An 11,478-nucleotide genomic window follows, 5' to 3' on the forward strand; every position below is an offset into this window, starting at 1 on the left:
CTGCGGCGATGGCACCCCGAGCGGGCTGGGCGGCAACAACCTGCCCGCCAAGTTCCTCGAGAGCTTCACGCTGCGCACCAACAAGACGTTCCAGCAGAACTACCTCGCTGCGGGCGGCAACAACGGCGTGTTCAACTTCCCGGACGCCGGTACGCACGACTGGGGCTACTGGGGCCAGCAACTGCAGGCGATGAAGCCCGACATCCAGCGGGTTCTAGGAGCCACTCCCGCGGCTACCTGAGCCGGACGTAGCAAAAGCGGTCGAACGGTCGGCGGCGATCCTCTCGAGGGTCGCCGCCGTCGTTCGTTTCCGGCGCGGCCCGTCATCGTGATGTGATTCACTACAACCGGCCCGACGGGGCGCTCAGGCAACCGACAGATTGGTGAGGTGGGTATGAGGCTGCTATCGGCGCGCCCGCGGCGGAGGTGCGTATCAAGCTGGGGTCGGACGATGTGCGCACTCACTCTTGCCGTCGGCCTTTGGGTAGCCAGCCCCCACGTCGCGAGGGCCGCAGCCGTCGAGTACCTGATGGTGCCCTCGGCCGCGATGGGCCGCGACATCCCCGTCGCCTTCCAGGCCGGTGGTCCGCACGCGGTCTTCCTCTTGGACGCCTTCAACGCCGCACCAGACGTCAGCAATTGGGTCACCGCGGGCAACGCAATGAACACCCTCGCCGGCAAGGGCATCTCCGTCGCCGCGCCCGCAGGCGGGGCGTGGAGCATGTACACCGATTGGGAGCAGGACGGCAGCAGGCAGTGGGACACCTTCCTGTCCCAGGAGTTGCCGGACTGGCTGGCAGCCAACAAGGGTCTGGCACCCGGAGGGCATGGCGCCGTTGGCGCGGCGCAGGGCGGGTACGGCGCCATGGCGTTGGCGACCTTCCACCCGGACCGGTTCCGCTACGCCGGCTCGATGTCCGGCTTCCTGGCGCCGGAGCGCACCGGTATGGATGGCGCGATCACCGCTGGCCTCGCCCAGTTCGGCGGGGTGGATACCCGCAACATGTGGGGCCTGCCACAGCTCGGACGGTGGAAGTGGCACTCGCCGAATGTGCATGCGCAACTGTTGGCCGACAACAACACCCGGCTGTGGGTGTACAGCCCGGCCGCGTTGGAGTGCACCGACCCCGCGGCGATGATCGGTTACTGCGATCAGGCGCAGGGGACCAACCGCACCTTCTACCAGCAGTACCGCAGCGCAGGCGGCCACAACGGGCACTTCGACTTCTCGACCTCCGGGCAACACGACTGGGGCACCTGGGGGCCGCAGCTCGCCGCGCTGTCCGGCGACCTCGCCGCCGCCATCAGGTAGGCCCGCCCGCGACCGCGCTCGGCAAACGGCTGCCGGGTCGTGTCGAAGCCAGCCGGTACGTTGGAGACGTGCAACTCGGTGGACCGCGAACGGCAAGTGCCGTGATGGCCTGTGCGGCCTTGGTGGTCAGCGGTTGTGGCATGGGCGACGACGTCATGGCAACCATCGGGATGCCGCCGTCGGAGACTGCGGCGCCGGGTACCAGCGCGCAGACGTCCGGACAGCCGCCCGCGGCGGAACCGGGTGAAGACCCGGACATGGTCGTAACCCCGGTGCAGCGCGAGTTCCTCGACGACTTGAGCGAAGCGGGCGTGGAACCCTCCAGTGAGCTGTCCGCTTTGAGTATCGGCTCGTACGTGTGCCAGGCTCGGGCCGCACACCAGAGCGATCAGGCGGTGTGGGACTTCGTCCTGCCGATGGTGCGCGGTGACGTCAGGGATTCCTACGCCCAGTCGGTGACGCCACCGGCGGGTCAGGTCAACTCCGCCACCGCCGACTACATTCGCATCGCCACCCACACCCTCTGCTAGCAGGAGACCTACTCACTTCATGGCCAAGAAAAGCCGACGCAAGCGCCACCGTGTCCTCGCCCTAGCCGCCGCTGGCGCAGTGGCGGTGCTGGTCGCCCTCGTAGTCGTCGGACTATGGGTCTTCATGCGGCAGCCGGAGCAGCTGCCGTCGGCCGCGGTGCCGCCGACGGCGCAACCGTCGACCGGAATCCAGCCGCCGGGGACCAAGCCGCGACCGGAGTTCCAGGACGCCAGTTGCGCCGACGTGATGGTGTTGTCGATTCCCGGCACCTGGGAGTCCTCGCCGCAGCTCGACCCCGTGAACCCGACGCAGTTTCCCATCGCGCTGCTGCTGAACGTCACCAACCCGCTGCGCCAGGCCTTCGGTGAGGACCGCGTGGCCGAGTACACCGTTCCGTACACCGCGCAGTTCCACAATCCGTTCTCGGCGGATCAGCAGATGTCGTACAACGACAGCCGCGCCGAGGGCACCAAGGCCGCCATCCAGGCGCTCACCGACATGAACAACCGCTGCCCGCTGACGAGTTACGTCATCGTCGGGTTCTCCCAAGGCGCGGTCATCGGCGGCGACATCGCCAGCGACATCGGCAACGGCCGTGGGCCCGTCGACGCGGATCTGGTGCTCGGCGTGACGTTGATCGCCGACGGCCGCAGGCAGGACTCCGTCGGGCAGGACATCGGCCCCAACCCTCCGGGTCAGGGTGCTGAGATCACTTTGCAGGAAGTGCCGACGCTGTCGTCGCTCGGCCTGACGATGAGCGGACCGCGGCCCGGCGGCTTCGGGGCGCTCAACGACCGGACCAACCAGATCTGCGGGCCGGGCGACCTGATCTGCTCGGCGCCGGAGGGCGCCTTCTCGATCGTGAACCTGCCGAAGACGTTGGAGACACTCAGCGGAGGGGCGGGCCAGCCGGTGCACGCGCTGTACAACACGCCGGAGTTCTGGGCACTCGACGGGCAGACCGCGCCGCAGTGGACGGCGGCATGGGCGCATGGCCTCATCGACAACGCTCCGCATCCCAAGCACGGCTGAGCCGAGACCGTCTTTGCTGGACCGTTGTCGGTCGGGAGGTGGCCACTGCGGATTTGGCCTGCGCCACGAGGTCACCTAACATTAAGAGAAAAGTAAGAACATTACTCGAGAAACGCGGCGGTTGTCCTGCGCAGTTGGTCCGAAGCTGAACGGCCGCGCTCCGGTACGATCTTGAGGTTTGGCGTCGCCCGCTTTCGGGGCGAGATCGGCTGAGATAGAGGAGTGAAATGGGAATCCACAACCCGTTCCTGAAGAACGGCCTGATTCGGTTTCCCGACAACGGCAACCTGGTCCGTCACGTCGAGAAGTGGGCGACGGTCCGGGGTGACAATCTCGCGTACCAGTTCATCGACTTCTCCACCGAACGCGACGGCATCGCACGGAACCTGAGCTGGCGCGACTTCAGTGCCCGCAACAAGGCCGTCGGCGCCCGGCTGCAGCAGGTCACCCAGCCCGGTGACCGCGTCGCCATCCTCTGCCCGCAGAACCTGGACTACCTCGTCGGGTTCTTCGGTGTCCTGTACGGCGGCCGGATCGCCGTCCCGCTGTTCGACCCGGCCGAGCCCGGACACGTCGGCAGGCTGCACGCCGTACTGGACGACTGCCAGCCCACCGCCATCCTCACCACCACCGACTCCGCCGAGGGCGTGCGGAAGTTCTTCCGCAGCCGGCCTGCCAAGGAGCGGCCCCGCGTCATCGCGGTGGACGCCGTGCCCGACGACGTCGGTGCCACCTGGGTGCCGGAAGAGGTCACCCACGAGACCATCGCCTATCTGCAGTACACGTCGGGTTCGACTCGCATCCCGACCGGCGTCCAGATCACCCATCTGAACCTGGCCACCAACATCGTTCAGGTCATCGAGGGCATCGGTGGCGACGAGGGTGACCGCGGTGTCACGTGGCTGCCCTTCTTCCACGACATGGGCCTCGTCACGGCGATGATCCCGCCCGTGGTCGGTCACTACATCACGTTCATGACGCCCGCCGCCTTCGTCCGCAGGCCCGGCCGGTGGATCCGTGAGATGGCCCGCAAGGACGAAGACACCGGTGGCGTCATCTCCGTGGCGCCGAACTTCGCGTTCGACCACGCCGCGGCGCGGGGCGTGCCCAAGGACGGCGAGCCGCCGATGGACCTGTCGAACGTGAAGGCGGTCCTCAACGGCAGCGAGCCGATCTCCGCGGCCACGGTGCGCCGCTTCAACGAGGCGTTCAACCCTTTCGGGTTCAATCCGAAGGCGATCAAGCCGTCTTACGGACTGGCCGAGGCGACGCTGTTCGTCTCGACCACCCCGACGGACGAGCCGCCGAAGGTGGTCTACGTCGACCGCGAGGAGCTCAACGCGTACCGCTTCGTCGAGGTCGCAAAGGACGCGCCCTCTGCCGTCGCGCAGGCGTCGGCCGGCAAGGTCGGCGTGGCTGAGTGGGCGACCATCGTCGACGCCGAAACCGCCACCGAACTGCCCGACGGGCAGATCGGCGAGGTCTGGATCAGCGGGCAGAACATGGGGACCGGGTACTGGGGCAAGCCGGACGAGACCAGGGACACGTTCGAGAACATCCTCAAGTCCAGGGCCAATCCGTCGCACGCCGAGGGTGCGACCGACGACGTCACGTGGGTGCGCACCGGTGACTTCGGTGCGTTCCACGAGGGCGACCTCTACATCACCGGCCGCGTCAAGGATCTGGTGATCGTCGACGGTCGCAACCACTACCCGCAGGACCTCGAGTACTCGGCGCAGGAAGCCAGCAAGGCGCTGCGCACCGGCTTCGTCGCGGCGTTCTCGGTGGCCGCCAACCAGCTGCCCGACGTGGTGTTCGACAACGCGCACGCGGGCCTGAAGCGCGACGCGGATGACACCTCCGAGCAACTCGTCATCGTCGCCGAGCGCGCGGCAGGCGCCAACAAGATGGACCTGGCGCCGGTGGCCGACGAGATCCGGGCCGCCATTGCGGTCCGTCACGGCGTCACCGTGCGCGACGTGCTGCTGACTCCGGCAGGCGCGATTCCCCGGACCTCGAGTGGCAAGATCGGTCGCCGCGCCTGTCGTTCGGCATACCTCGACGGCAGTCTGCGCAGCGGAAAGATCGCGAACGACTTCCCCGATCAGTCGGACTGACCCATCGGTCGGTTCGTCGAACCAGGCCGCACGGCGGCGAAAGTGTGAACATGACTGACACCGAAGACAATTCGCAGCCGACGCCCGATTCGCTGCCTCCGGCAGCCGAAGACCGGCCGGCCCGCACCGACAAGACGGTCGCCGAACTGCGCGAGTACCTGCGCAACTGGATCGCCGACGCCACCGGACAGCCCGCCGACGGCATCGACGAGTCCGCTCCGATGGTCGAGCTGGGCCTCTCGTCGCGGGATGCCGTGGCGATGGCCAGCGATATCGAGGACCTCACCGGTGTCACCCTGACCGCCACAGTCGTGTTCCGGAACCCGACGATCGAGTCGCTGGCCACGGTGATCGTCGAGGGCGATCCAGAGGACGAAACCCCTGTCGACGACGACTTCGACTGGTCGCGCACGAAGGACGTCGACGACATCGCCATTGTGGGCATCGGCACTAGATTCCCCGGTGATCTGAACACCCCGGACGAGATGTGGCGGGCCCTGCTCGACGGCGTCGATGCCATCACCGACCTACCCGATGGGCGCTGGGAAGAGTTCCTGGACGAGCCAAGGATCGCCGACCGGGTGGCCAGGGCCCGTACCCGCGGCGGCTACCTGTCGGACATCAAGGGCTTCGACTCCGAGTTCTTCGCACTGTCGAAGATGGAGGCCGACAACATCGATCCGCAGCAGCGGATGGCGCTGGAGCTCACGTGGGAAGCGTTGGAGCATGCCAGGATTCCGGCGTCCAGCCTGCGCGGTGGCTCGGTCGGCGTCTACGTTGGTGCCTCCAACAACGACTACAGCTTCCTGTCGGTGTCCGATCCCGCGGTCGCACACCCGTACGCCATCACCGGCACGACGAGCTCGATCATCGCCAACCGGGTGTCCTACTTCTTCGACTTCCGCGGTCCGTCGATGGCCATCGACACGGCCTGCTCGTCGTCACTCGTCGCGGTACACGAGGGGGTCAAGGCGCTGCGCGCGGGTGACGTCGACGTGGTGCTCGCGGGCGGCGTGAACGCGCTCATCACTCCGCTGGTCACCATCGGCTTCGACGAGGTCGGCGGGGTGCTGGCACCGGATGGCCGGATCAAGTCCTTCTCGCAGGACGCCGACGGGTATGCCCGCTCCGAGGGCGGCGGCATGCTGGTGCTCAAGCGCGTTGCGGACGCCCGCCGCGACGGTGACGAGATCATCGCCGTGATCGCAGGCAGCGCGGTCAACCACGACGGTCGATCCAACGGACTGCTTGCGCCGAACCCGGACGCCCAGGCCGAGGTGCTTCGCAAGGCCTACAAGGACGCGGGCATCGACCCGCGCTCCGTCGACTACGTCGAGGCCCACGGCACCGGAACCATTCTCGGTGACCCGATAGAGGCCGACGCCCTCGGCCGGGTGATCGGCAAGGGCCGCGCCGCTGACCAGCCCGCGCTGCTCGGTGCGGTGAAATCCAATGTCGGACACCTGGAGTCGGCCGCAGGCGCGGCGAGTCTCGCGAAGGTTGCGCTGTCGCTGCGCAACGACAAGTTGCCGCCTTCGATCAACTACACGGGGCCCAACCCGTACATCGACTTCGAGAAGATCCACATCAAGGTCAACGACGCCACGTCCGACTGGCCGCGCTACAGCGGCCACGCGATCGCAGGAGTGTCCGGGTTCGGCTTCGGCGGCGCGAATGCGCACCTGGTGTTGCGCGAGGTGCTGCCATCGGATCTCGTTGAGCCAGAACCCGAATCCGACGTCGCCGTGGTCACGCCGGCCAACGACGAGGCCGCCGCCGTGTACGTGGGCGGGATCCGGGTGGACGAGTACGGCGACTTCGTCGAAGAAGACGACGACGTCATGGTCGCGGCCCGCACCGGGGAAGGCGACGAACCGGAACTGCCCGGCCTGACCGACGAGGCGCTGCGCCTGCTCGAGGTTGCCCGCGAGGAGCTGGCAGCCGAAGCCGACGCCGCCGAGGAACCGGCGAAACCGGTCGTTCCACTGGCGGTCTCGGGCTTTTTGACCTCGCGCAAGCGAGCCACTGCGGCCGAGCTGGCCGACTGGATCGACGGTCCAGAGGGCCGGGCGTCCTCGCTGGAATCGATCGGCCGTTCGCTATCGCGACGCAACCACGGCCGTTCGCGCGCAGTGGTTCTGGCGCACGACCACGACGAGGCGGTCAAGGGTCTGCGCGCGCTGGCCGAGGGCAAGCAGACACCGCTGGTGCTCGCCGCCGACGGTCCGGTCACCAACGGGCCCGTCTGGGTGTTGGCCGGATTCGGCGCGCAGCACCGCAAGATGGGCAAGAGCCTGTATCTGCGCGACGAGACCTTCGCCGAGTGGATCAACAAGGTCGACGCCCTGGTGCAGGACGAGCTGGGCTACTCCATCGTCGAGCTCATCCTCGACGATTCGCAGGACTACGGCATCGAGACCACCCAGGTGGTCATCTTCGCCATCCAGGTGGCCCTCGGTGAGCTGCTCAAGGCCCACGGTGCGAAACCCGGTGCGCTCGTTGGCCAATCGCTCGGTGAGGCGGCCGCGGCGTACTTCTCGGGCGGTCTGTCGCTGGTCGACGCCACCCGCACCATCTGCTCGCGCAGCCACCTGATGGGTGAGGGCGAGGCCATGCTGTTCGGCGAGTACATCCGGCTGATGGCGCTGGTCGAGTACTCCGCCGACGAGATCAAGACGGTGTTCTCCGACTACCCCGACCTCGAGGTCTGCGTGTACGCCGCCCCGACGCAGACCGTCATCGGCGGGCCGCCGGAGCAGGTCGACGCGATCATCGCCAGGGCCGAGTCCGAGGGCAAGTTCGCCCGCAAGTTCCAGACCAAGGGCGCCAGCCACACCCAGCAGATGGACCCTCTGCTCGGCGAGCTCGCGGCCGAACTGCAGGGCATCGAGGCGCTGCCGTTGAAGACCCCCTACTTCTCCACCGTGCACGAGGGCAGCTTCATCCGCGCGGGCGGTGAGCCGATCCACGGCGTCGACTACTGGAAGAAGGGCCTGCGGCACAGCGTGTACTTCACGCACGGCATCCGCAACGCCGTCGACAACGGCCACACCACGTTCCTCGAGCTGGCGCCGAACCCGGTGGCGCTCATGCAGGTTGGCCTGACGACGGCCAGCGCCGGACTGCACGACGCGCAGCTCATCGCGACCCTCGCGCGCAAGCAGGACGAGGTCGACTCGATGACCACGGCCATGGCGCAGCTGTTCACCTTCGGCCACGACCTCGACTTCCGCACCCTGTTTTCGCCCGGCGAGTATGCGAACATCCCGCCCACGCGCTTCAAGCGCAAGCCGCACTGGCTCGACGTCAGGTTCTCCGGAGACGGCTCCAACATCGTCCCCGGTAGCCACGTCGCGACCCCTGATGGCCGCCACGTGTGGGAGTACGCCCCGCGGGCGACGGCCGACCTCGCCGCACTGGTGAAAGCCGCTGCGGTGCAGGTGCTTCCGGATGCCAAGCTGACGGCCTATGAGCAGCGCGCGGTTCCGGCCAACGATGCCCGACTGGTGACGACGCTGACCCGCCACCCCGGTGGAGCGACGGTGCAGGTGCACGCGCGCATCGCGGAGTCGTTCACGCTGGTCTACGACGCGATCGTGACCCGCGGCGGCCAGGCGACTGCCCTGCCGACGGCCGTCGGCGCGGGCGCTGCCCTGACCGAGGTGGCGGCGACCGCCCCGGCCCCCGCCGTCGAGGAAGGCGACGACGCGGCGATCCTCAGTGACAACCTCACCATCGGCGCGAATCTCGGCGCGGGCTTCAAGAAGTGGTCGGCGGATTCTGGTGAGCCCATCGCCCAACGGCTGGGCACGATCGTCGGCAGCGCCATGGGCTACGAGCCCGAGGACCTGCCATGGGAGGTACCGCTCATCGAGCTGGGCCTGGACTCGTTGATGGCGGTGCGGATCAAGAACCGCGTCGAGTACGACTTCGACCTGCCGCCCATCCAGTTGACCGCGGTGCGGGACGCCAACCTGTACGCCGTCGAGAAGCTCATCGAGTACGCGATCGAGCACCGCGACGAGGTTCAGGAGCTCGCGGACGTCCAGACGACCCAGACCGACGAGGAGATCGCCGCCGCCCAGGCCGAGTTGATGGGCGGGGCCACCACGGTGGCCGAGCTCGAGGAGATGCTCGCCCAGAAGTCGGCCGAGGCCGACGCACCCGCCAAGACCCCGGACGCCCCTCCGCCGCCGCCGACCAACCCCGCCGGACCCACGGCGCAGCCGACGACGCCGAATCTGACGGGCGCCGCGCAGGTGCTCAATCAGAAGGCGATCTCCGAGGCGCTGAACTCCGACGTGCCCCCGCGTGACGCCGCCGAGCGGGTCACCTTCGCGACGTGGGCGATCGTCACAGGCAAGTCGCCCGGCGGCATCTTCAACCCGCTGCGCTCGCTCTCCGACGAGGAGGCGCAGAAGCTGGCGCAGCGCCTCACCGAGCGCGCCGAGGGCACCATCACCGTCGACGACGTGACGAAGGCGCAGACCATCGAGGAGCTCGCCACCGCGGTGCGCGAATTCCTCGAGGCTGGCGAACTCGACGGCTTCGTGAGGACCATCCGGAAGGCCGAGTCCGAGGACGAGGTGCCGGTGTACGTGTTCCATGCCGCAGGCGGCTCGACGGTGGTCTACGAACCGCTGCTGAAGCGCCTGCCCGCGGGCACTCCGATGATCGGGCTGGAACGCGTCGAGGGCACCATCCAGGAGCGCGCCGCGCAGTACGTGCCGAAGCTGCTGGAGCTCAATGGTTGGGCGAGCGGAGCGACGGGAGAAGGGTCTGGGGCGAGCGGAGCGACGGTTGATAGCAAGCAGAAGCCGTTCATCCTGACCGGTTGGTCGCTGGGCGGCGCGCTCGCGTACGCCTGCGCGATCGGGCTGAGGCAGCATGGCGCCGACGTGCAGTTCGTCGGCCTCATCGACACGGTCCGCGCCGGCGAGGAGGTTCCTCAGACGAAGGAGGAGACCCGCAAGCGCTGGGACCGGTACGCGGAGTTCGCGGCGAAGAACTTCAACGTGGAGATCCCGCCGATCCCGTACGAGGAGCTCGAGGGCCTCGACGACGCGGGGCAGGTCCAGTTCGTGCTGGACGCGGTTCAGAATGCGGGCGTGCAGATCCCCGGCGGCATCATCGAGCACCAGCGAACGTCCTACCTGGACAACCGCGCGCTGGAGACCGTCGAGATCGAGCCCTATGACGGGCACGTCACGCTGTACATGGCCGACCGCTACCACGACGACGCGATCAAGTTCGAGCCGCGCTACGCCACTCGTCAGCCCGACGGTGGCTGGGGCGAATTCGTCTCCGACCTCGAGGTGGTGGCCATCGGGGGCGAGCACATCCAGGCCATCGACGAGCCGTACATTGCGAAGGTCGGCGCGCACATGAGCGAGGCGATCAACCGCATCGAGGCTGCCGAGAAGGACGAGAAGGACGAGAAGGAGAAGTAGGCGACGTGAGCGCAGAAGCACTCCCACCGACCCGCCCGCACACCACGGCCGAGAAGCTGGCCGAGCTCCGCGAGAAGCTGGAGCTGGCCGAGGAGCCCGGTGGGGAGAAGGCCGTCGCCAAGCGCGCCAAGAAGGGCCTTCCGAGCGCCCGCGCGCGGATCAACGACCTGATCGATCCCGGCAGCTTCTTCGAGATCGGTGCGCTGGCGATGACGCCCGGTGACCCGAACGCGCTCTTCGGCGACGGCGTGGTCACCGGCCACGCCACCATCAACGGTCGTCCGGTCGGCGTGTTCAGCCACGACCAGACGGTGTTCCAGGGCACCGTCGGGGAGATGTTCGGCCGCAAGGTCGCCCGGCTGATGGAGTGGGTGGCGATGGTCGGCTGCCCCATCATCGGCATCAACGACTCCGGTGGCGCCCGCATCCAGGACGCGGCGACATCGCTGGCCTGGTACGCCGAGCTGGGCCGTCGCCACGAACTGCTGTCCGGGCTGGTGCCGCAGGTCTCGATCGTCCTCGGCAAGTGCGCGGGTGGTGCGGTGTACTCACCGATCCAGACCGACCTGGTGGTGGCGGTCCGCGATCAGGGCTACATGTTCGTCACGGGTCCAGACGTCATCAAGGACGTCACCGGTGAGGACGTGTCGCTCGACGAGTTGGGCGGTGCCGACTACCAGGCCAAGTACGGCAACATCCACCAGGTCGTCGAGGACGAGAAGGCGGCATTCCAGTACGCGCGCGACTACCTCAGCTTCCTGCCGCCCAACACCTTCGACGACGCACCGATCGTCAACCCCGGTTTGGAACCGGAGATCACCAGCCACGACCTCGAGCTCGACTCGATCGTGCCGGATTCCGACAACCAGGCTTACGACATGCACGAGATCCTGTTGCGGATCTTCGACGACGGCGACGTCTTCGAGGTGGCCTCGAATGCGGGTCCGGCGATCATCACGGCGTTCGCGCGTGTCGACGGTCGTCCGGTCGGGGTGATCGCAAGCCAGCCGATGTACAACGCGGGCGCCATCGACAA

General features: G+C 67.8%; 7 protein-coding genes. All 7 read left to right on the forward strand.

The features are described from left to right. Nucleotides 1-241 (forward strand): alpha/beta hydrolase-fold protein (locus tag QOI01_RS17195; RefSeq protein ID WP_526382982.1); only part of this gene is annotated, 241 nt, incomplete at its 5' end. A gap of 210 nt (nucleotides 242-451) precedes the next feature. Next, nucleotides 452-1,312 (forward strand): alpha/beta hydrolase, encoded by an 861-nt coding sequence (locus QOI01_RS17200; protein WP_526382984.1) that lies wholly within the window; start codon nucleotides 452-454, stop codon nucleotides 1,310-1,312. A 68-nt stretch (nucleotides 1,313-1,380) separates the two neighbouring features. Beyond that, the gene (locus QOI01_RS17205; RefSeq protein ID WP_526382986.1) at nucleotides 1,381-1,842 is read left to right on the forward strand and encodes a DUF732 domain-containing protein; all 462 of its coding nucleotides are present in this window, start codon (nucleotides 1,381-1,383) and stop codon (nucleotides 1,840-1,842) included. Between the two features lie 19 nt (nucleotides 1,843-1,861). Beyond that, nucleotides 1,862-2,875 carry a carboxylesterase Culp6 gene (culp6, locus tag QOI01_RS17210; protein ID WP_526382988.1) on the forward strand — a complete coding sequence of 338 codons (1,014 nt, stop codon included), beginning with the start codon at nucleotides 1,862-1,864 and terminating at the stop codon, nucleotides 2,873-2,875. A 227-nt stretch (nucleotides 2,876-3,102) separates the two neighbouring features. After that, nucleotides 3,103-4,992: a long-chain-fatty-acid--AMP ligase FadD32 gene (gene fadD32 / locus QOI01_RS17215; RefSeq protein WP_526382990.1), complete on the forward strand. Its 1,890-nt coding sequence runs from the start codon at nucleotides 3,103-3,105 to the stop codon at nucleotides 4,990-4,992. 50 nt (nucleotides 4,993-5,042) lie between these two features. Next, complete coding sequence (gene pks13 / locus QOI01_RS17220) at nucleotides 5,043-10,442, forward strand: polyketide synthase Pks13 (RefSeq protein WP_526382992.1); 5,400 nt, start codon at nucleotides 5,043-5,045, stop codon at nucleotides 10,440-10,442. A gap of 5 nt (nucleotides 10,443-10,447) precedes the next feature. Then, nucleotides 10,448-11,478: acyl-CoA carboxylase subunit beta (locus QOI01_RS17225; protein ID WP_526382994.1), on the forward strand; the 1,031-nt coding region annotated here is incomplete at its 3' end.

It is taken from the genome of Mycobacterium sp., from assembly GCF_032162605.1.
In the GTDB taxonomy this organism is placed as follows: domain Bacteria; phylum Actinomycetota; class Actinomycetes; order Mycobacteriales; family Mycobacteriaceae; genus Mycobacterium.

Bases quoted from the DNA above. Each gene is read 5' to 3' on its own strand.
- culp6 (WP_526382988.1), top strand. From the start codon at position 1,862: ATGGCCAAGAAAAGCCGACGCAAGCGCCACCGTGTCCTCGCCCTAGCC.
- pks13 (WP_526382992.1), top strand. From the start codon at position 5,043: ATGACTGACACCGAAGACAATTCGCAGCCGACGCCCGATTCGCTGCCT.
- fadD32 (WP_526382990.1), top strand. From the start codon at position 3,103: ATGGGAATCCACAACCCGTTCCTGAAGAACGGCCTGATTCGGTTTCCC.
- QOI01_RS17200 (WP_526382984.1), top strand. From the start codon at position 452: ATGTGCGCACTCACTCTTGCCGTCGGCCTTTGGGTAGCCAGCCCCCAC.